This is a genomic window from Candidatus Tumulicola sp. (assembly GCA_036490475.1).
In the GTDB taxonomy this organism is placed as follows: Bacteria; Vulcanimicrobiota; Vulcanimicrobiia; order Vulcanimicrobiales; family Vulcanimicrobiaceae; genus Tumulicola.
The window spans coordinates 588,289-609,733 of sequence record DASXDT010000006.1 but is presented as its reverse complement, the minus strand read 5'-3'; the positions used below and the strand labels follow the sequence as shown (position 1 = coordinate 609,733).

The window sequence follows — 21,445 nt, the reverse complement described above, 5'->3', positions numbered from 1 at the left end:
GGCCGGGATCACGTCAGAGTCGGCAACGGCAGCGACGGACGCGTCGAGAGGTCGGGCTTCACTTCACGCCGTTCTCCGAGCGCCTTCTCCATCAGTTGCAGCGCTAGCTCCATTTGCGGGTCGTTGCCGTCGCGATAGTCGTGGGGTGCGATGTCGACGTCGTAATCCGGATCGGTTCCGTAGTTCTCGACCCCCCATCCGGCGTCGACGAACCAGAACGAGTATTCGGGTTGCGTGGTCAACGTACCGTCGACCAAGTGATGGTACGGATCGATGCCGATAACGCCACCCCAGGTGCGTTTGCCGACGAGCGGCCCCAGCTTGTACAGCTTGAAGCAGTGGCTGAAGATGTCCCCATCGGAACCCGCGTATTGATTGGTCATCGCAACGATCGGGCCGGCAACCGATTCGGGCGGATACGGAACCGGGGCGCCGTAGCGCGGCAGATCGTATCCCACGCGCTTGCGCGCGAGTTTTTCGAGCAACAGCGGCGAGATGTGCCCGCCGCGGTTGAAGCGCACGTCCACGAGCAAACCATCGCGGTTGAACTCGCCGAGATATCCGCGATGAAACTCGGAGAACCCCCACGGACCCATATCCGGAATGTGGAGGTACCCGACGCGACCGTTGGTGCGCTCGTGTACGAACGCACGATTCGTTTCGACCCAGGCGCGATAGCGCAACGCATTTTCGCGTTCGAGCGCCTTGACCAGCACGGTGCGCTCGTCGCCCTTGCGCGGCGCGATGCTCAGCGACACGTGCTTGCCGGCCGCGTTCACGAGTAACCGCCCGGGGGGAACATCGCGCGACAATCGTTTGCCGCCGATTGCGACGACGGTGTCGCCTTCGTGAATCGCTAAGCCCGGTTCGGCCAGCGGCGAATCGACTTCGCGATTCCACGAGTCGCCGCGATAGATCCGGTCGATCCGGTATCCGTCGCGATCGTCGTCCCACGTTAGATCCGCGCCCAAGAAGCCGCGCTGATACTGCGGCGGTACGCGATAGTCGCCACCGTACTCGTATGCGTGCGACGTGCCGAGCTCGCCTTGCATTTCCCAGATGAGATCCGACAGATCGCCACGGGTACGAGCGCGCGGCAGCACCGCATTGTAGCGGTCGAACACGCGGTCCCAATCGATGTCGCTCATGTCTTCGACCCAGAACTGTTCGGTCTGCAGCCGCCACGCTTCGCGGTACATTTGCGCCCACTCGTCGCGCGGCTCGATTTCGACGTGCGCGCGCTCTAAGTCGATCCATCCGCTCTTGCGACCAGGCTCCGACGGTGGCTTCGGCTCGTCGCCTTCTTCAGGTAAGTCCCCGAGCGCGTCGATCGCGCGCAGCTTATCGTCGCCGCGATACATCAACGTACGCCCATCGGCTCCCAACCGGATCTCGTCGCATTGCGTCGCGATCGTCGCCGAACGCTGTTGCTCGAAGTCGTATGCCAGTAACGTTCCGCTCGAATCGTCATCGAGGTCCTCGCGTCGCACCGGCTTGATCGCGTTGATGTCGAAGCGCGTGAATAACACGCGTCCGCGCACCGCAACGATCTGCCCGTAATCGGCTTCGTCGACCGGAAAGCCTAACACGCGTCCGGTGATGCCGTCGAAATCGATGTCGATATCGGCCGGCTTATCTACTTTTTTGTCGTCGCGATCGTGCTCGTGGTCGCGATGGATCGGTTTGGCCGCCGGCACGAACGGCGACGGCACTTCTTCGCGCAAGGTCACCGCGAACGGGCGGCCCGCCTGCGGGAAGCTCAACTCGAATTGCAGCGCGTCGTACACCGGATTGAAATCGCGCGTCGAGATGAAATACAGATACTTGCCCTCGGGATCCCACGAGGGAGACTTGTCCGTTCGCAACGCCGTCGTCACGTCGCGAACTTTGCCCGAACGCACCTTCACGACGCGGAGGATCGAGGTTTCGGGCGCCGGCCACCATACGTACGCTAGGTAGCGGCCGTCGGGCGAAAACGCCAAGTCTAGGATACGACGCGACGGGGACGTATCGACCACGCGCACCTTACCGTCGTCGGCATCCACGAAGCACAGCTCGTGCCGGTGATTTGCGAAGGCGATCACGTCGGATGTCGGCGAGCACTTGAGATCGGTAACGCGACCGATGTCCCCGGTCGTGACCAATTTCGGTGCGCCGGTCGAGCCGGTATTGTAAATGGCGATCTGTTCGTATCCGTTAATATCCGTCACGGTGGCGAAACGCTTTCCGTCGTGTAGCCACTCGGTCAGACGCGTCCGCGCTTTGCTTCCCGGCCCGTGATGCGTTACCGCGCCGTCGAACAGTGGCATCGCAAACGCTTGGCCACGCGACACGAAGGCCAAGCGCGTTCCGTCGGGATGCGGTGCGAAATGCTCGAGCGATTCGGAGGCCTCTTCGAAGCGGCGAATCGTTTGAGGCGCCGTCGAGGGCGTCGAGATCGAAATGCGGCGCACTTCGTTGGTCGCGGCGTCCAAACACGCGATCTCACCGCCGGCCGAATACACGATGCGCTCGCCGTCGGTAGAGGGGAATCGAGCGTAATATTCGGGCTCGTGCGTGTGCCGGCGAACGTCGGCACAGTCGAACGCGCACGAATAAATGTTGCCGATGCCTTCGTGATCGGCTAAGAAGTAAATGCGATCGGCGACCGGCATCGGCCAGGTCGGGTTCCCGTTCGGCAAGGGAAGTTTCGAGAACGTTCCGCTTCCCTCGGCGTCGACCCAAATTTCGCCGGCCGTTCCACCGCGATAGCGCTTCCAACGCGCCGGGTCGGTCGCGTTGCGCCCGATCGCGAAGCCTTTTTCGCCGATCGGTAAAATCGATCGCACGTGTCCGAGATTCAGTTCGCGCGGTAACTCGCCCGCAACGACTGCGAACGCGCGCGGCTGTTCGTCCCACGTCGTCGGGTTAGCCAGGAAGTAGATCTCGCGTCCGTCGACGCTCCATCCGCATACGGAGGCGTAGGAGGATCCAAGAAAGGTTAAACGGCGCGCTTGGCCGCCGTCCGCGGACATCGAATACACTTCGGGCGTACCGTCATCGGTCGAAACGAACGCGATCGTACTGCCGTCGGGTGACAGCCTAGGGAACGAACAACTTCCAAAGCTGGCGGTTAGGCGGGCGGCCGTTCCCCCGCCGGCGGGAACGCTCCATATGTCGTCCTCACACACGAAGACGATCCGGCCTCCGGCAATAGTCGGATAGCGATAATATCCTTGATCCATGTCGCTACGGCACTTGGCGATGGGGTCGGCCGCCTCATTCTGGCCGTTAGCGGTGGTGCAGCAGTTGACCGAGGGCCGTTACGATTTTTGCAGCATTCCGCAGTTGTTCGTAGGGTCGAGTTACGAGTGCGGGAGTAACGCTGCGCGTTTGGAGCGGCAAGACCGGACCGCCCGGATCGAACTGCGTCGAGCCGTAACCGGCGAGGGTTCGAAACGTTAACTCCGCGCCCAAGGCGTTGGCCCATCCGAATTCGTCGCGGGTGTAGCGCCAGTATCCGTCGTCGTAAAAACTCTCGTGAATCGTTCCGAGTTCGCCGTCCGTTTCGGCCAAGGTCGTGACGGCTTCAGCGACTTCGCCCGAGCTCGTGGCGGTAAGGGCGCGGCCGATGATGCCCAGCGGCCACACGTAGTTGGGTGGCGTATGCGCGCTCCCGAGGCCGGCGGCATACCGCCCCTCGTAATAATCCGGATCGCGCCGGCTGAGCGACATGGCGCGCGCTGCTAGATATGTCGGGTCGTGCGCGGAACACCAGTCGATGTACGGCAGGGTGATGAGGTTGGGAATGTTCGCATCGTCCAATACCGCATACCGGCCGAACCCGTCAGTTTCGTATGCGTACGTCCATTGGTGCTGCGACGAGTCGTAGTAGCGGCCGTAAAATTCGATCGCTCGCATGACACCGGCCGCCATGGACCGCGCATCGTCGGACAAGCGGGCGTCGCGATACCCGACGCGCGCGAGAACGTCGATTTCGCGTAACGCCACAACGGCCAATGCGTTTTGCGGAATATTGAAGCGATATCGTACCGCGTCGTCGGACGGCCGGAACGCGCCCCAAATCATGCCCGTAGCGGCATATCGGTCGCTGCTCGAAACGTGATACGGATAGTTGTATCGCCCGCATCGCGGATGATTGCGTTCGCAGGCATAGGTGTCGACGATCTTGCGCAACGCGACGTGAAACTGCGGCGTAAAGACGCGCCGGTCGCCGGTTTGCCGCCAGTATACCCACGCAAGAACGACCGGCCAAGCCAGCGAGTCGATTTCCCATTTGCGCTCCCACACGTGATAGCTGGCCTGAAACGCGTTGGCATACGGATCTTTGATAACGTTTCGCGCGTTGCGCTGAATTACGCCGTCGAACTGCGAGCGGAGTTGCGGAAACTCGCGGTAGAATCGGATGTAGGGGATGGTCTGCGCCGACGAATCGCGCAGCCACATCGCCGGAATGTCGCCGGTCTGCACGTACGTGGTTCCGTCTCGTTCGTAGAAAAAATCGCTGAAAAGGGTGTGAAACAGCTGAGCGGCTTGCAGATCGTGAATTCTGCGACCGGTTAACGGAACGATCAGAGCCTGTGCGGCGGCGTTCAGCGGTGCGATTGCAAAGAGCACCACGACCAGCGCTGCGATAAAGCGCCGGGCAGGGCCGGGCGGCAGGCGGCTCGCAATCAAGCTACGCTTTGGTAAAATCCTACACACCCGACACACTCGTGAGCGAGTTCTTTGCGGGCAAACCGCGGGCGTTGGCGCGAGCGATTTCGTGGGCCGAATCGGGGCGCGGTGCGGAGCTATTCCATCGCTTGTACGCGAGCACGGGCCGCGCCCAGACGATCGGGTTGACCGGTCCGCCCGGCGTCGGAAAGTCGACGCTCTCGTCGGCGCTGGTGCGCAAAGCGCGGTCGCTGGGAAAAAGCGTCGGCGTCGTATCTGTCGACCCGACGTCACCGTTTTCGCACGGCGCATTACTTGGCGATCGCATTCGGCTGACCGAACACTTTACGGATCGCAACGTTTTCATCCGCTCGATGGCCAGTCGCGGCCATTTGGGCGGCGTCGCGGGTGCGACAATCGACGCAGTGCTGCTAATGGACGCGTTCGGCATGGACGTCGTGCTGATCGAAACCGTCGGCGTAGGGCAAAGCGAAATAGAAGTCGCCGAATTGGCGCAGACGGTGCTGGTCGCCTTGCAACCGGGCAGCGGCGATTCGATACAAGTGCTTAAAGCCGGCATCATGGAGATTGCCGACGTCTTTGTAATAAACAAAGCCGATCATCCAATGGCGAATCAATTGCGCCGCGAGATTCGCTCGATGATGGAAATGCTCAGTTTTCCAGGCTGGGTTCCGGAATTGGCCATGACGCAGGCGCTCACGGGCCAGGGTATCGACGACCTCTGGACGGCGATCGAAAGCCACGCGGCCTACCTGCACGCCAGCGGAAAATACGGCGATAAGCTCCGGCAGACGTTCGTTCATCAGGTTCGCCAGCTGGCGCTCGGCGGACTCGAACGGCGGCTGGACCAAAGGCTGCGTGAAACGAGCGATGGCGGGACCGACCCGTATGCCGCCGCCGACCGGTTGCTCGAAACGTTTGGTGTGGGTAAGGAATAAGCGACCGTCGAAAATCGGGGTGCGGAATGATAAGGAAACAGATCTGTGGCTAAGATGATCGATCGCCCCAGCGGATTGGGCATGCCCCCAAGCCTCGAATTCCTCGAGCAGGAGCGGGTCTGGGAGGCTGCGTCTCAGCGCGGCAAGCGCCGTAGCGGTCCGGGTTCGGGCGCGACCGACCGCACGCTATCCGACGTCCCGCTCCAAACGGTCTACTCTCCGAAGGATGTCGAGCTTCTCGATTTACCCCGCGACCTGGCGTGGCCCGGACAATATCCGTACACCCGCGGCATCCATCCAAACGGCTATCGCGACCGCCTGTGGACGATGCGCCAATTCGCCGGCTTTGGATCGGCTAAACAGACCAACGAGCGCTATCATTTCCTGCTGGCGCAAGGCCAGCACGGTCTATCGGTGGCGTTCGACATGCCGACCCTCATGGGCTACGACTCGGACGCCCCGCAATCGCGCGGCGAGGTCGGCAAGTGCGGCGTCGCGATCGACTCCCTGGCCGATATGGAAACGCTGTTCGACGGCATCGACATGGGCGACATCACGACCTCGATGACGATCAACGGACCGGCCGCCATCGCCGTGGCGCAATACATCGCTGCCGCCGAAAAAAAGGGCATTCCGCGCGCCAAACTCGGCGGGACGATTCAGGCCGATATCCTCAAAGAATATATCGCCCAAAAAGAGTGGATCTTTCCGCCTCGTCCGCACATGCGCATCATCGTCGACATGATCAAGTTCTGCACGGCCGAGATGCCCAAGTGGAACACGGTTTCGGTTTCGGGCTATCACATTCGTGAGGCCGGATCCACTGCGGCGCAAGAGTTGGCGTTCACACTGGCCGATGGTTTTGCGTACGTCGAAGCCTGCATGGCAGCCGGGATGGACGTCGATTCGTTCGCACCGCGGCTCTCGTACTTCTTCAACTCGCACATCGACTTTTTCGAAGAGATCGCCAAGTTTCGCGCGGCCCGCCGTATCTACGCGCGGCACATGCGCGAGAAGTACGGCGCCAAAGACCCGAAATCGTGGCAGCTTCGCTTCCACACGCAGACTGCCGGATGCAGCGCCACGGCGCAGCAGCCCGAAAACAACATCGTACGCGTCGCGTACGAAGCCATGGCAGCGGTATTGGGCGGAACGCAGTCGCTGCACACCAATTCGATGGACGAAGTGCTAGCGCTTCCGAGCGAAAAATCGGTCGAGATCGCATTGCGCACCCAACAAGTTCTGGCCTACGAAACCAACGTTACCAACGTCGTCGATCCGTTGGGCGGGTCGTACTTCGTGGAAGCACTGACCGACGAGATGGAACGCCAAGCTGAAGCGTACTTCGACCAGATCGAAGAATATGGCGGCGTCATCGAAGCGATCGAGTCGGGCTTCTTCCAAAAGGAAATCGCTGAGGCGAGTTACCGCTATCAGCGCTCGATCGAGGCCAAAGACCGCGTGATCATCGGCGTCAACGCCTTCGTGCACGACGACGAACGGATCGAGATGGATTTGCTGAAGATCACCGAGGAGATGGAGCGCGCGCAAGCGCGCAGCGTCGCCGACGTTCGCGGCAGCCGCGACGGCCATGCCGTTACGCAGACCCTCGAGCGTCTGCAGGCCGCATGTCGCGACCCGAAAGACAACCTTATGCCGCACCTGATCGATTGCGTTAACGCGTACTGTACGGAAGGCGAGATCGTCGAAGCGATGGTGGTGGTGTACGGCCGCTACACCGAACGGTCGGTGTTTTAGCTCATTATGGCACGTCCGTTACGTATCGTTATCGCCAAGGCCGGCCTCGACGGTCACGACCGCGGCGCAAAAGTCATCGCACGTGCGTTGCGTGACGCGGGCATGGAAGTGATCTATACCGGGCTCTTTCAGGCGCCCGAACAGATCGTCCAAACTGCGATTCAGGAGGACGCCGATGGGATCGGTCTATCCATCCTATCGGGAGCGCACATGACCCTGTTCCCGTTGGTCGTCGAGCAGCTCAAGGAACAGGATGCCGGCGATATCGTTTTTTTTGGCGGCGGAACGATTCCGCCCGAGGATGCCGCAGAACTCAAAGCGATCGGCGTCCGCGAAATTTTCACGCCGGGAGCGCCGCTGCAGTCGATCGTCGACTTCGTCGAGCGCGAGTGCGGCCGGCGCCGCGAACTCGTCGGATAACGCTTCGATGGTCCGAACCCGAATCGCGCCGTCTCCGACGGGCGACCCGCACGTCGGCACGGCCTACGTTGCGCTGGTCAACTACTGTTTTGCCAAGCGCAACGGCGGCCAGTTTATCCTGCGCATGGAGGACACCGACCGCGCGCGCAGCACGCCTGAGAGCGAGCGCGCGATCCTGGATGCGTTGCACTGGTGCGGTCTCACGTGGGATGAAGGGCCGGATGTCGGCGGTCCGTACGGACCCTACCGTCAGAGCGAACGCTCCTCGATCTATGCCGAATACGCCGCCAAGCTGCTCGACGCCGGCAACGCTTTCAAATGCTATTGCACGCCCGAGCGTTTGGAAGAGATGCGCGTGGCCCAGCGTGCCGCCGGAAAGCCGTCGCGGTACGATGGCTTATGCCGAACGCTCGCTCCCGGTGAGATCGCTGAAAAAGAAGCGGCCGGCATACCGCACGTCGTTCGTCTTCGCGTTCCGGATGAAGGCGTCTGCCAAGTAAACGACCTGCGTCGCGGCGTCATCGAATTCGAATGGACGTCGGTCGACATGCAAGTGCTGATCAAGTCCGACGGCATGCCGACGTACCACCTCGCGAACGTCGTCGACGATCACCTGATGCAGATCACCCACGTGCTGCGCGGCGAGGAGTGGGTGTCGAGCGCTCCCAAACACTTGCTGTTGTATGGCTATTTTGGCTGGGAGCCGCCGGCCTTGCTCCACCTGCCGCTCCTGCGCAATCCGGACAAGAGTAAACTCAGCAAACGTAAGAATCCGACAGGCATTTTATTTTACCGGGCGATGGGGTACGTATCCGAAGCCTTGATGAACTTCTTGGGATTGCTCTCGAATCCGGTGCGTGAAGGCGAATCGGAAATTCTCGACTTGCAGCAGATGGTCGAGCGTTTCGAGTTGGAGCACGTTCCGGTCGGCGGCCCAATTTTCGATACGGCTAAACTCGACTGGGTGAACGGCCGCTACTTGCGCGAGCGATTAACGCCGCAAACGTTTGCGGAGCGCATGCGTGCATGGGCCGGTGCCGGAACCGATCGTTGGGACCGTATCGCCGCGCTGGCACAACCGCGCGTCGAACGTTTGAGCGACGTCGCCCCGCTGCTGGCATTTTTACTGGCTGGCCGTTTGAAGGTGAGCCGCGAGGCGCTCGTTTCGGGAAAGCTCGACGAACTGCAGACGCGGCAAGTGCTGGCGTTGACGATGTGGACGCTCGAAACGTTGACGGAGTTTTCCGTGGGCGGCATCGAGTTCGCGATCGACCGGGTCGCCGGTGCAATGGGACGCAAACCGCGCGAGATCGCGCGTCCGCTGTACGTCGCGGTCACCGGGAGCGCGACGTCGATTCCGTTGTACGACTCGATGGAATTACTGGGGCGGGACATGACGCGCGAACGCTTGCGTGGCGCGCTCGAACTGCTCGGTGCGCCCAGCAAGCGCGAGCAAGATGATTGGCGTCGCGATTTCGACACGGCGCTTCGACCGCAAGAGGGAAGTATATGATTCGCGCCATCGTGTTGGCGGCCGGCAAGGGTACGCGGATGAAAAGCTCGCGACCCAAGGTGCTCCACGATCTGTGCGGACGTCCGATGTTGTGGTACGTGCTGAACGGCCTGCGCGAAGCCGGCATCGATGACGTCGTGGTGGTCGTGGCGGCCGACGTTCGGGAGCGTATCGCTTCGTTCGGCGTGCGTACCGTCGTACAGACCGAGCAGCGCGGAACGGGCGATGCCGTGCGAGCCGCGTTAGATGACATGCCCGAAAACGCGAGCGGCCGCATCCTGATCGCGAGTGGCGATATGCCGCTGATCTCCGGATCGATCTTCGGCGACGTGCTCCGTGAGCTGGACGGCGAACGCGTCGACCTCGCGCTCGTTACCGTGAAGATGCCGCTCCCGTCGAGTTTCGGGCGAATCGTACGGCGCAACGGCGCGGTCGAGGGTATCGTCGAGGCGCGCGACGCGACGCCCGAACAGCTCGCGCTTGACGAAGTGAATGCGGGCGTCTATGCGTTTTCGGAGCCGGCCCTGCGCCAGGCAATCGGCGGCCTACGCGCCGACAACGCGCAGGGCGAGTTCTACTTGACCGATACCGTGCGCGGGCTGGTCGAGGCCGGCAAGCGCGTTCACGCCGTTTCAGCGCCCAAACACGAGGATGCGATCGGCATCAACGATCGTGTCGAATTGGCCCGCGCCCGGCGCGCGATGAACGAACGGATCTGCGAGCAACATATGCGCGACGGGGTGACGATCGTCGACCCTGCGACGACCTATCTAGAGCCCGAACTGATGATCGGTCGCGATACCGTTATTTATCCGAACACCACGATCTCGCGCTTGAGCGAGATCGGTGAAGGTTGTGTGATCGGTCCGAACGCCCGTGTGTCGTACGCCAAGATCGGCGATGGTTCCGAGATTCGCGACAGCATCGTCGTCGACAGCACCATCGGCCGCGGGGTCACGGTTGGCCCGTACGCGCAGGTTCGCGACAAGGCCGATCTCGGCGATGAAGTGCAAATCGGCAATTTCGTCGAGATCAAGAAATCGGCGTTCGCCGCCGGTTCCAAAGCGAAACATCTCAGCTACGTCGGCGACGCGGTCGTTGGAGAAGAAGCCAACATCGGCGCCGGCACGATCACCTGCAACTACGATGGGCGACAGAAAAATCAAACGACGATCGGCCGCGACGTTTCGATCGGATCCAACACCTCGTTGATCGCACCGGTCACGCTGGGAGACGGCTCCCTAACCGGCGCGGGTTCGGTCGTGACGCGCGACGTGCCGCCCGGCGAACGCGTTGCCGGAAATCCGGCGCGTCCGCTCCCAAATCGTTCTCACTAGGTTTCAGCAAGCGCGGCTCGGCTGGGCACTAACCGCTGCGTGGTGAGCGTGGCGGATTTTTTGGCGACTTTCACGGTGAAACGACGGCCGTCGCGCGTGTCGAGCGACGCGCGGCTACTCCACGCTGCGACGTCGCTGCTCGACGCCTCTCGGCGATCGCCGTCACACGTCGTCGACGCGATCGCGCAGACGCTTTCGCAGGTCGAACGCGGCGCCGACGTGTTGGCCGTTTTCGTCGTCGAGGACGGCGAACTCAGGTGCGCACACGTTCGTGGTCATCGTGCGAGCTATCTCGAGGGATGGCGTCTTCCGTTTGGCGACGGTCGAGGATTGGTTGCTCGCGCTGCCGCCACACAGGTGTGCGCAACGATGCCGCGTGACGGCCGCGGGTTGTTGCTCGCCGACCGCAGCGCCGTCGCCGTCCCGTGGATGGACGGCAGCACGCTGGCGGCGATTGCATATGCATCGTCCATCTATCCCGGTGCCGAAATGTCACTGCCGGCAATCGCGATGTCGGCCGCTCCATTCGCAGCCGCCTGCGAACGTGAGGCGGTGCGTACCGAAGCCGAGATCGACGAATCCACCGGACTGCTGACGGCTCGCGCATTCCGGCGCAGGCTCGACGATGAAATTCGCCACGCTTCTTCGCGTCGTCCGCCGGCTCCGATGTGTCTGTGGTTCGTCGACGTCGACGGATTTAAGGACGTCAACGACCGGCTCGGGCATCGAGCCGGTGACGGCGTGCTGCGAACGCTGGCATCGCTCTTACGCGCGCAAGCCGTCGCCGGACTGGATGTGGCGGCGCGTGCCGGCGGTGACGAGTTTTGCCTGTTGGCGCGCGCAACTGGAAAAGCGCGCGCGATCGAACGAGCGCACGACTTGTGCGCCGCGGTCAATCGGCATGCATTTGCGCTTGCCGGTGTGACGACGAGCATCGGCGTCGCGGCCTACCCGCACGACGCCTCAACGCCGGGCGAGCTGCTGGATGCGGCCGATCGCGCGATGTACTACAGTAAGCACACCGGTCGCAATCGCGTTTCGTTTTCGCTGGCAGCGGGTCGTTGGGCGTCGGTGTTACCGGAGGCCGCGGTGCTAAACCCGCGAACCTCCCGACGATGGGACGAGCGATCCGCCGAATCGTTCTCGGAACGATCGTCGCGTTAACGCTCTTCGGCGCGTTCGGCTTTGCCGGTGCCGATGCTGCGGCGACTCGCCCGAACCAGACCGATCGGATCGTCGACGCGATTCCGCGCGGCGATCTCCTTACCAAACCGGCGTCTGCCTTGGTCGATTCCGACCGTCAAGTCGTAGCGCGGCGCTTAACGGCGTTTCAACTGCCCGGTTGGTTCGTAATGGTGCTGTTCGAGGCACTGGCGCTGGCGTATTTTTGGAGTTCGGGCCGCGCCGCGGGTTTGCGCGATTGGCTGCGACGCCGCTGGAAAACGCGCTGGTCGGTGCGCTTCGCATTCGGCGCTGCGTTGGCGCTGATCGCGCGCGTCGCCGCGCTGTTGCCGGCGTTTTATTTGTATCGGGTCGAGCGAACCATGGGCTTATCGGGAGAGTTGACGCGCCAATGGTTCGGATTTTGGGTGCTGCATACGGCGTTGGCCATGACCGTCGCCGGCATCGCGGCGGCGCTCATCCTCTGGCTTGTCGAGCGCACACACCAGTGGTACATCTACACGATCCTTGCCATTTTGGGCGTGAGCATCTCGTGGGCATACGCGCGTCCATACTTCGAGGTTCCCCAACAGTCGGTGCTGCAGCCCGTCAGCGGTGTATTGGCGCAACAAATTTCGGCAGCGCTGGCGCGAGGGGGAATTCACGATGTAGCGGCCTACACGCAGCGTCCGAGCGGCTCGCCGTTCGCGGGCGCGGTGATGCTCGGCGGATTGCAGCACCGAGTCGTGCTCGACGGTGGCGTTGTCGCCGCCAGCACGCCCGAGGAAGCGGTGTACGATGCCGCCTTCGAAACCGCTCATGCGATTCACGCCGATCCGCTGTTCGTTGCCCTCATCGAGGGCGGTATCATCATCATCTTTTCTGCGTTGGCCGTGGTCTTGGCAGACCGGTGCGGTTTCCGGCGCGACGACGATCCGCTATCGCGTCTAGCGCTGGTCGGAGCGTTGCTCGCGCTCGTGTATATCGGCGCCGTTCCGGTGCGGAATGCTGCGTTGCGCTCGTACGATTTCGACGCCGACCGTTACGCGGTGTCGATCGGCGGGGATCCGGCCGCCGCCATACGCTCGATCGTTCGCGCGACCGATCAACAAATGCAGGAAGCGTGTCCCGGGCTCGGAGCGCGTCTCTTCCTCAACAATCGTCCCGACGCGTCGGCGAGAATTGCGGCGATCAATCGCATTCCGGCGGGGTGTCCGTAGGCGTTATCTGCCAGTTATTCGCGAACTGCATCGCAGCTTCGAGCCCTTCTCGCAACCACAGGTCTACCGCGTCGGCTGCCGCTGCCACGACGTCGGGTAATCGCTCGCGTTCGGACGCGTCGAACGGGGATAACACGTGATCTACCGACGCGAAGCTCGGCCGCCCGACACCGATCCGCAAGCGCGGAAACGTGTCGCCGATGGTAGCGATGATCGAGCGCAAGCCGTTGTGACCGCCGTGCCCGCCGAACGGCCGCATCCGAAGTTTTCCGAATGCCACGTCCATTTCGTCGACCACCACCAGCACGCCGCCCGGCGGCGTCTTATACCACGACGAAATGAGCCGCAACGGCGCTCCGCTCAGGTTCATGAACGACGTCGGTTTAACGAAAACGACGCGCCGGGCGGCATCGAATGCCTGCTCGGCGCTGTCTTTCTTCTTCCAGTGCGTCACGGCGTAGCGCCGCGCCACTTCGTCGACGACCATGAACCCGGCGTTGTGTCGCGTCGCCGCATACTCTTTGCCGGGGTTCCCGAGTCCGGCTACCAGCCGAATTGATTCGCGATCGGTCAGAGGCTATTTTTCGTCGGTAGCGCCGATGACTTGCGGCTCGGCCGCTGCGGTCGGTCCGGTCGCGGCTTCCTCAACCTGACGCTCGGTGCGCGACGCTTCGACGCTGACGACGATCGTGTCGGCCGGAGTGATCATCGTGAAGCCTTCGGGTAGCTTGATGTCGCCGGCGGTCACGTGCTCGTACAGGCCTAGCTTCGATACGTCAGCTTCGAGATGCTCGGGAATTTGGCTGGCCGGCCCCTGGATCTCCAGTTGATGCATGACGACGTCCATCACGCCGCCGGAATCCTTGACGCCCGGCGCGACGCCCGCGGTTACGACGTCGAGCGTCGCAACGATCGCTTCGTTGGCCGAAACGCGCTGAAAATCGGCATGCAGAATGCGATGGCTGACGGGATGAAATTGAATCGTGCGAACGAGGGCCGTTTCGTTGGGACCGCCGTCCGGCTTGAGCGTCACGATCGCATTCCGCGCGCCGTGGTGCAAAAGTTCTGCGAAGGCTTTCGCGTCGATCGCGATGGATTCGGGTTGCGACCCGTGCCCATAGAGAACGGCGGGAATTTTGCCGTGCCGGCGTAGCGCGTTCGAGCCGGTCGTGCCGGGCTTTACGCGCTTTTCGACGGAGAGGTTGAAATCTGCGGTCGCCACGTTGTGTAAATCCTCTGCTTTCTAGACGGGTAAAAGTTTTGCGCCGTGCGCTCAGGCAGCCGGCGGCAACGGTTGATCGTCGCCGAAGAGCTCGGACACCGAGCGGTTGGTGGTAATCCGGTTGATCGCATCGGCAAACGTCTGCGCGATCGATAGTTGAACGAACTTTGGATGCTCCGGAACGTTCGCGAACGGAACCGTATCGGTGACGATCACTTTCTCGATGTCCGATCGTTCGAGTACGTCGACCGCTTCGCCGGCGAAGATACCGTGCGTCGCTACCGTAAACACGCGGGTCGCGCCGCGGGCTTTAATCGCTTCGGCCGCCTTCGCGAGCGTGCCGCCGGTGGAAATCATGTCGTCGACGATCACCGCAGCGCGTCCGGCGACATCGCCGACGATGTCGGTGACTTCCGAAACGTCTGGTTCCGGACGGCGCTTAAAGACGATCGCCAGCGAGGAGTTCAGGCGCTTTGCGAAGATTTCGGCGCGATGCACGCCGCCCGCATCGGGCGAGACGATCGTGACGTTTCCATCGCACAGTCCTTGCTTCTTGAGGTATTCGCAGAGCACCGGCGTCGCCACCAAGTTGTCGACCGGGATATCGAAAAAGCCTTGAATCTGCGCGGCGTGCAAGTCCATCGTCACGATGCGCTTCGAGCCGGTCACCTTGAGCAGGTTGGCCACGACCTTGGCCGAGATCGGCTCGCGACCTTTGGTTTTTTTGTCTTGCTTCGCATACCCGTAATACGGTATGACCGAGGTGATCCGCGCGGCGGATGCCCGGCGTAATGCGTCGATCATCAGGAGCAGTTCCATCAGCGCGTCGTTGACGCTCTTGCCTTGCGGCGTGCGGCAGATGGATTGCACGACGAAGACTTCGGCGCCGCGAACGTTCTCGCCGATTTCGACCCGGGTTTCCGCATTGCGAAACTCGCCGACAAGCGCCTTGCCGACGTTGAGCCGCAGACGTCTAGCGATGTCTGTAGCGAGTTGCGGATTCGAAGTTCCGCTAAAAATGAGTGGAGTGAGGCTCACGGACTCCCCCGGTGGGCGAGAGCAGCAGCGAACCGCTGGCTTTCACGCGAGCCCGGCCGGGCTCCTCGCGAAGAGCGCCCGAGCTGAATCGGTTCGGTGCCGGAGGCGGTTGAGTAGTGGTAATGTCTCAACGATTCGAGCTGGTTGCCCCCTTCGGTCTCGCCGGCGATCAACCCAAAGCCACCCAGGCGCTCGCCGAAGGCGTCGAGCGCGGCGATCGGACGCAGACGCTGCTGGGTGTGACCGGCAGCGGTAAGACGATGGCGATGGCCCGCACCGTCGAGCTCGTCCAAAAGCCGACCCTCGTACTGTGCCACAACAAGCTCCTGGCCGCCCAGCTGTGCGCCGAGTTCCGCGATTTTTTTCCAAAGAACGCGGTCGAATATTTCGTATCGTACTTCGACTACTACCAGCCCGAGGCGTACGTCGCATCGACCGACACCTATATCGAAAAAGACAGTTCGGTCAACGACGAGATCGAGCGCCTGCGTCATTCGGCCACCCAATCGCTATTGACGCGTCCCGACACGCTGATCGTCGCATCCGTCTCTTGCATCTTCGGTTTAGGGTCGCCCTCGGATTATATGGAGATGTCGGTACGGGTGCGGGTCGGCGATTCGTTGGACCGGGATGTGTTTTTGCGCAAACTGATCGATATGCAATACCGTCGCAACGACCTCAACCTCGTGCGAGGGACGTTCCGCGTTCGCGGCGACGTGTTGGAGTTCGTCGCCGTGGACGAAGAGCTGGTGCATCGCATCGAATTTTTCGGCGACGAAATCGAAGCCATCAACGTCGTCAACATCATGACCGGCGAGTACGTCGAGAGCAAAGACGAATTGCACATCTTTCCGGCCAAACACTTCATCACGCCCGACGAGAAATTGCGGAGCGCCGTCGACTCCATCGAAGCCGAACTGGCCGATCGTTTAAAGTATTTTCGGGCGCACGGAAAGCTTCTCGAAGCACAACGTTTGGAGATGCGCACCCGCTACGACCTCGACATGTTGCGCGAGGTGGGCTACTGCAACGGGATCGAAAACTACTCGCGACATCTTACCGGCCGCGAGCCCGGATCGACGCCGTCGTGCTTGATCGACTTTTTCCCCAAAGACTGGCTTCTTTTCGCCGACGAGTCGCACGTCACGTTGCCGCAAGTCCGCGGCATGTACGGCGGCGATCGCTCGCGCAAAGAAGTGCTGGTCGAGCACGGATTCCGCTTGCCGAGTGCGTTGGATAACCGGCCGCTTACATATGAAGAGTTCGACGATCATGTGAAGCAGGCGATCTACGTTTCGGCGACGCCGGGAGCGTACGAAACCGGGCGTAGCAGCCAAGTCGTCGAGATGATCATCCGCCCGACCGGTTTGGTCGACCCCGAAGTCGACGTGCGTCCGACGCGCAATCAGATCGACGATCTCATGGAAGAAATTCGCGTGCGCTCCGATCGTCAAGAACGCGTTCTGGTGACGACGCTCACCAAAAAGATGGCCGAAGATCTGACCGACTTCTTACTCGAAATGGGATTGCGCGCGCGCTATCTGCACAGCGAAATCGACACGCTCGAGCGCGTGGCGATCCTTCGCGATCTGCGTATCGGTACGTTCGACGTGCTGGTCGGAATCAATTTGCTGCGCGAGGGGCTAGACTTGCCCGAGGTGTCGATGGTTGGCATCTTGGATGCCGACAAGGAAGGGTATCTGCGCAGCGGAACCTCGCTGATTCAGACGATCGGACGTGCCGCCCGTCACGTCGAGGGCAAGGTGATTATGTACGCGGATGTGATGACCGAGTCGATGGCGCGGGCCATCGGCGAGACGAAGCGGCGCCGGGAGTTGCAAGTGGCCTTCAACACCGAGCACGGCATCGAGCCGCGCTCGATCCGCAAGGAAGTGCGCGACATCCTTGGGATGGTCGGCGCCACCCGCGAAAACACCGAGAAGTTCAAGTACGACAAGCTGCCGCGCGAGATCGCCTTGAAGACCGCCGCCGACCTGGACCGGCGGATGCGGGAGTTAGCCGCCAACCTCGAGTTCGAGAAGGCGGCGGCACTGCGGGACGAACTGGTCGAGCTGCGCAAGCAGATCGGCGGCAACGAAGGGCTTCTCTTTGCGGGTAAAGCGCCCAAGATTTTCGATCGTGCGCTGCAAGAATTAGTCGGCGGCTGACACTCCGGCGAGGAGTTCGCCTATCGTGACGCATACGACGATGCACGTGTCACAAGTCATCGGCGAGCTCCTCATCGTCGTCGTCATCGCGGCGTTCTGCGTCGGGCTGCATGCGCTGTGGCGGCGGCGCTTTAGTAGCGAGGTTCTACGCAAGCACAACGACGTGGCTGGGTTCTTGTTTTCCGCGGTCGGGGTCATTTATGCGGTCGTGCTCGGCTTCGTCGTCATCGTCGTCTGGGAAAAGTATGACGCGACGTTGTCTAACGTCGAAACGGAAATCGCCGCCGTTTCGGACCTGTACCGCACGGTGGGCGGCGTGCCCGAACCGCTGCGCGGACACATACGTTCCCAACTGCTTGGGTACGCGCATAGCGTGCTGCGAACCGAGTGGCCGCAAATGCGCAAAGGACTCTCCGTGCAACGCGACATGCCGCACCTCGAGGATATCGGGCAGCACATCGACAGGTTCAAGCCCGCGTCGCTGGGTGAGTCCAACGTACAGCAGATGGCGATGACGCAGTTAGAGCGGTTATTCGATGCGCGGCGGTCGCGCGTCTACGAATCGGGTCCATCGGTTCCGTTGGTGCTGTGGTTTGCCTTGGTTGCCGGCGCGCTAGCCGTGCTCGCATTCGCGTTTCTTTTTGGCGTCGAAAATAGTGGGGCGCAGCTCGTGATGACGGCAATTTTAGCGGGGCTGATCGGAATTCTATTCATCGTGATTGCGGAGTTCGACCGGCCCTTCGGCGGGTCCGTACGCATTTCGTCGGACGGCTGGCTGATGTTGCTGCGGCATTTGCCGACCGTTCCGTGATTTCGCGCTTGCGTCTGGCCGACGCCGGCGGCGATGCGGCCGTTGCGCTTATCGAAACGCGACTTCCCGCCTTCGCGGACGCACGCGCGCTGCACTGCGAAGCCCCGGCCGGCGCATTGATTCGCATCGACGGCATCGCACGGGGTGCGTTCGATCGCGAGCATTCGTCGCTGGATATCGAGGCGTGCGAGCGAGAACGCGCGTTACTGCTTGAGGTCGAGCGCCGCTCGTTACCGAATAACGGTTTGCCGGCCGGTCCCGGCCTAAAGTGGAGCTGGATGCTCGGTCACGCCGCGCCCGCGCCTCCGCAACATGCCACGCTGGTACCGACCGCTGACCTTGCGCGTCAGCCCGAGTCTTCCGATCCGTTGCGTTTGTGGGGGCATAGCCATCTCGACGTTGCGTGGTTGTGGAGCTTCGACGCGACGCGTCGTAAGGCGATGCGCACCTTCGCGACGGCCGTCGCGCTGCTCGAACGCGACGAAACCTTCGTATTCGCGCAAAGCCAACCGCAGTTGTACGACTACGTGCGAGAAGCCGACATAGAACTGTTTGCGCGCGTTCGCGAACTCGCCGTGCGCGGTCGTTTCGACCCCGATATTGCGGCCATGTGGGTCGAGCCGGATTGCAATATTCCGTCCGGCGAATCGCTGCTACGCCAGCTCCTGTTCGCAAATCGATATTGTCGCGAACATTTCGGTACGTCTCCAACCATTGCGTGGCTGCCCGACACGTTTGGTTTCGCGCGCACGCTTCCGACGCTTCTTGCCCACGCGGGCGTACCGTATTTTGCGACGACCAAGCTGTACTGGAACGATACCACCGAATTTCCGTTACGCCAGTTTCGGTGGCGCGGGCCCGACGGCTCCGAAGTCGTCGCAGCCTCGCTACGCGGCATGGACGGCGGTTTTGCGCCGTGGCGCGTCGCCGCCGCGCGCGAACGCAACGAGCCGCTAGTCGTCGGATATGGCGATGGCGGCGGTGGACCGACCGCCAAGGAACTCAACGAGGCGCCGGCCGTTGGTCGCTGGGAACGGCCGCGCGTATGGTTCGAACGTCTGGCCGCAGATCGCGAACAACTCGCCGTTCACGACGACGAATTGTATCTGGAATATCACCGGGGCGTTTTCACGACCCACCGCGACGTCAAGGCTGCAAACGCACGTCTCGAACGGCAGCTCGGTGAAATCGAAACTGCCGCGGCCTGGTGTGTCGCGTTAGGCGTCCCGCAAGCCGCGATCGAGCGCATCGTCGCGGCAACGAACGCCGTTTGGGAGATCGCGCTTCGCAATCAGTTCCACGACGTGTTGCCCGGCACGTCGATACCGGAAGTGTATGTCGACGCGCGCGCCGGTTACGCGGGCGCCGAAGCGTTGCTCGATAGCGCCGAAACCGCGCTGCGCGCGATGCTTCCTCGCGCCCGGCCCGCACTCGAGCCGAAGGTGTGCGCCGTGCGGCGTGACGGCTCCAATTATGTCTTCGAGCACGCGTCGCTCTCCGCAACCGTGACGCCGGCGGGTGCGCTGGTCGATGCGCATGTCACCGGCGGCCGCAACGTCATACGGCACGCCAACGTGCCGACGATCTATCGCGATCGTCCGCGTAAATGGGAAGCCTGGAACGTCGACGCCGGCTATTGGAATTCGGCGCGACCGCTCAAGGCGCACGAAGCCGCGATCGTCGATGGGGCGTTAGAAATTCGGCTCGACGCTGGGCGTTCGTCGCACGCCACGATGCGCGTATCGTTACATGAGGGCGATCCGTTCGTGCGCGTCGAGATGGCGATCGATTGGCACGAGCGCCGCCGGCTGCTGCGGGTCGAGCACGATCTCGACGTCGCCACGTCCGAAGCGATCTACGGTGCGCCGCATGGGGTGGTTCGGCGTAGCACGCGGTTCGAGACACCAGCCGAGCGCGCGCGGTTTGAGGTGCCGGGCCAACGCTTCGCCTATGTGTGCGACGAGCGAGGGGACGGCTTTGCGTCGTTTGCACTCGACACATACGGCTGGAGCGGCCGAATGGAGAAGAACGAAACAATGTTGCTCGGTCACTCGCTCCTACGCGGCACGGTATGGCCCGACCCCGATGCCGATCGCGGCGAGCACCTCCTCACGTGGGCCGTCGCTCCAACGCGGAATGCCAGCCTTGGCGCCCTCGAAGCAGTGTGGAGGCGGTTCGCACGCCTTTCCGGCGTGCCGCTGTTCGATTCCGACGATGAATCGATCGTCGTCGTAGCGTGTAAGCCGGCCGAGGACGGGGACGGCGTGGTGGTTCGCGTGCGTGAATGCGACGGCGTTTCTCGCGAGATGCGTTTGCGCTGCGGCGCCCGCATGCGTTCTGCTGTCGCGGTCGACGCATTAGAGCGACCGCTGGATGAAACCGCAGGTATTGACGCCGAAGCGATCGTGGGGACGGTCGGAGCATATGCGTTGCGGTCGTTTCGGGTGCGCTTTCGATGACGCGGCGCTTAGGTGCCGTGCTGTTCGACCTCGATGACACGCTGCACGACGATACGTTCGCATACCGCGATGCCGCCGAAGAGGTCGCGCGCGAGATCGCGGTCGAGCGCGGCATCGACGCCGTCGCGCTGACGGCGGCCTACGTGGCCGAAGCCGAGGGTTTCTGGCACCGCCTTTCCCCCGATGCGTTGGAAGAGACGATGGAAGGCGTGCGACGGCGGTTGTGGCGCAACGCGCTCGACCGGGTCGGCATCGCCGACCCCGCATTGGCGTTGCGGTCGGCCGAACGATATCACGACTATCGAAAGAAGCGCTACGTTCCGTTTCCGCAGACGGCCGCCGTCTTGGCCGCCGAGCGCGGCCGAGGCCGCCGCCTGGGTCTGGTCACGAACGGCTTTTCGGAAACGCATCGAGAGAAGATCGAGCTGCTGCGTTTGGGCGAGTTCTTCGATGCGATTTTCATCGCCGACGAAGTCGGCATGGTCAAGCCCGACCCGCTGTTGTTCGCGCACGCGTGCCGCACGCTGGAAACTGCGCCCGCGCACGCGGCAATGGTGGGAGATCGGTACGACCGCGATATGTCCGGAGCGCTCGAGGCCGGGCTGGCGACCATCTGGCTGAACGTACGGAACGAGCCCTTGCCCGCGGGCGTCCGGCCGCCCGACGCGGAGTGCTCGACAATTGAAGAAGCGGGGCGCATCCTTCAGGCCTACCCCTGAGGTT

At 62.3% G+C, this 21,445-nt stretch carries 16 protein-coding genes; 11 read left to right on the top strand and 5 right to left on the bottom strand.

What is annotated here, in order from left to right; all coding sequences use genetic code 11:
- Nucleotides 1–8: 8 nt before the first annotated feature.
- Nucleotides 9–3,224: a PDZ domain-containing protein gene (locus tag VGF98_10470; GenBank protein HEY1682049.1), complete on the bottom strand. Its 3,216-nt coding sequence runs from the start codon at nt 3,222–3,224 to the stop codon at nt 9–11.
- A 46-nt stretch (nt 3,225–3,270) separates the two neighbouring features.
- The gene (locus tag VGF98_10465) at nt 3,271–4,677 is read right to left on the bottom strand and encodes a glycoside hydrolase family 125 protein (GenBank protein HEY1682048.1); all 1,407 of its coding nucleotides are present in this window, start codon (nt 4,675–4,677) and stop codon (nt 3,271–3,273) included.
- An 8-nt stretch (nt 4,678–4,685) separates the two neighbouring features.
- On the opposite strand from VGF98_10465, the gene meaB reads away from it, so the two are divergent.
- The 7 genes from meaB (at nt 4,686) to VGF98_10430 (ending at nt 13,024) form a co-directional block, all read left to right on the top strand.
- Complete coding sequence (gene meaB, locus VGF98_10460) at nt 4,686–5,615, top strand: methylmalonyl Co-A mutase-associated GTPase MeaB (GenBank protein HEY1682047.1); 930 nt, start codon at nt 4,686–4,688, stop codon at nt 5,613–5,615.
- Between the two features lie 54 nt (nt 5,616–5,669).
- Nucleotides 5,670–7,373, top strand: a complete 1,704-nt coding sequence (locus tag VGF98_10455; GenBank protein ID HEY1682046.1) for a methylmalonyl-CoA mutase family protein — start codon at nt 5,670–5,672, stop codon at nt 7,371–7,373.
- Nucleotides 7,374–7,379: 6 nt separating this feature from the next.
- Nucleotides 7,380–7,793, top strand: a complete 414-nt coding sequence (locus VGF98_10450) for a cobalamin B12-binding domain-containing protein (GenBank protein HEY1682045.1) — start codon at nt 7,380–7,382, stop codon at nt 7,791–7,793.
- 7 nt (nt 7,794–7,800) lie between these two features.
- Nucleotides 7,801–9,306, top strand: a complete 1,506-nt coding sequence (gene gltX, locus VGF98_10445; protein ID HEY1682044.1) for a glutamate--tRNA ligase — start codon at nt 7,801–7,803, stop codon at nt 9,304–9,306.
- Nucleotides 9,303–10,643: a bifunctional UDP-N-acetylglucosamine diphosphorylase/glucosamine-1-phosphate N-acetyltransferase GlmU gene (gene glmU / locus VGF98_10440; GenBank protein HEY1682043.1), complete on the top strand. Its 1,341-nt coding sequence runs from the start codon at nt 9,303–9,305 to the stop codon at nt 10,641–10,643. Before gltX ends, glmU begins: the two co-directional genes overlap by 4 nt.
- Nucleotides 10,644–10,718: 75 nt before the next feature.
- Nucleotides 10,719–11,807 carry a GGDEF domain-containing protein gene (locus VGF98_10435; protein ID HEY1682042.1) on the top strand — a complete coding sequence of 363 codons (1,089 nt, stop codon included), beginning with the start codon at nt 10,719–10,721 and terminating at the stop codon, nt 11,805–11,807.
- Nucleotides 11,759–13,024 (top strand): M48 family metalloprotease, encoded by a 1,266-nt coding sequence (locus VGF98_10430; GenBank protein HEY1682041.1) that lies wholly within the window; start codon nt 11,759–11,761, stop codon nt 13,022–13,024. Before VGF98_10435 ends, VGF98_10430 begins: the two co-directional genes overlap by 49 nt.
- Here VGF98_10430 and pth read toward each other — a convergent pair.
- The 3 genes from pth to VGF98_10415 are packed head-to-tail and all read right to left on the bottom strand — an operon-like array spanning nt 12,996 to nt 15,284.
- On the bottom strand, nt 12,996–13,574 hold the full coding sequence (pth, locus tag VGF98_10425; GenBank protein HEY1682040.1) for an aminoacyl-tRNA hydrolase: 579 nt from the start codon (nt 13,572–13,574) through the stop codon (nt 12,996–12,998). The two genes, VGF98_10430 and pth, sit on opposite strands and share 29 nt — an antisense overlap.
- 27 nt (nt 13,575–13,601) lie before the next feature.
- The gene (locus tag VGF98_10420) at nt 13,602–14,246 is read right to left on the bottom strand and encodes a 50S ribosomal protein L25 (protein HEY1682039.1); all 645 of its coding nucleotides are present in this window, start codon (nt 14,244–14,246) and stop codon (nt 13,602–13,604) included.
- Nucleotides 14,247–14,297: 51 nt separating this feature from the next.
- Nucleotides 14,298–15,284, bottom strand: a complete 987-nt coding sequence (locus VGF98_10415) for a ribose-phosphate pyrophosphokinase (GenBank protein ID HEY1682038.1) — start codon at nt 15,282–15,284, stop codon at nt 14,298–14,300.
- A 122-nt stretch (nt 15,285–15,406) separates the two neighbouring features.
- Here VGF98_10415 and uvrB point away from each other — a divergent pair, with 122 nt between their 5' ends.
- The 4 genes from uvrB to VGF98_10395 are packed head-to-tail and all read left to right on the top strand — an operon-like array spanning nt 15,407 to nt 21,441.
- Nucleotides 15,407–17,452 carry an excinuclease ABC subunit UvrB gene (gene uvrB, locus VGF98_10410; GenBank protein HEY1682037.1) on the top strand — a complete coding sequence of 682 codons (2,046 nt, stop codon included), beginning with the start codon at nt 15,407–15,409 and terminating at the stop codon, nt 17,450–17,452.
- Nucleotides 17,453–17,477: 25 nt separating this feature from the next.
- A complete protein-coding gene (locus VGF98_10405; GenBank protein HEY1682036.1) occupies nt 17,478–18,263 on the top strand; it encodes a DUF4239 domain-containing protein in 786 nt (261 codons plus the stop codon).
- Complete coding sequence (locus tag VGF98_10400) at nt 18,260–20,722, top strand: glycoside hydrolase family 38 C-terminal domain-containing protein (protein HEY1682035.1); 2,463 nt, start codon at nt 18,260–18,262, stop codon at nt 20,720–20,722. The genes VGF98_10405 and VGF98_10400 overlap by 4 nt, the downstream gene beginning before the upstream one ends.
- A complete protein-coding gene (locus tag VGF98_10395) occupies nt 20,719–21,441 on the top strand; it encodes an HAD family hydrolase (GenBank protein HEY1682034.1) in 723 nt (240 codons plus the stop codon). The genes VGF98_10400 and VGF98_10395 overlap by 4 nt, the downstream gene beginning before the upstream one ends.
- Nucleotides 21,442–21,445: the final 4 nt, after the last annotated feature.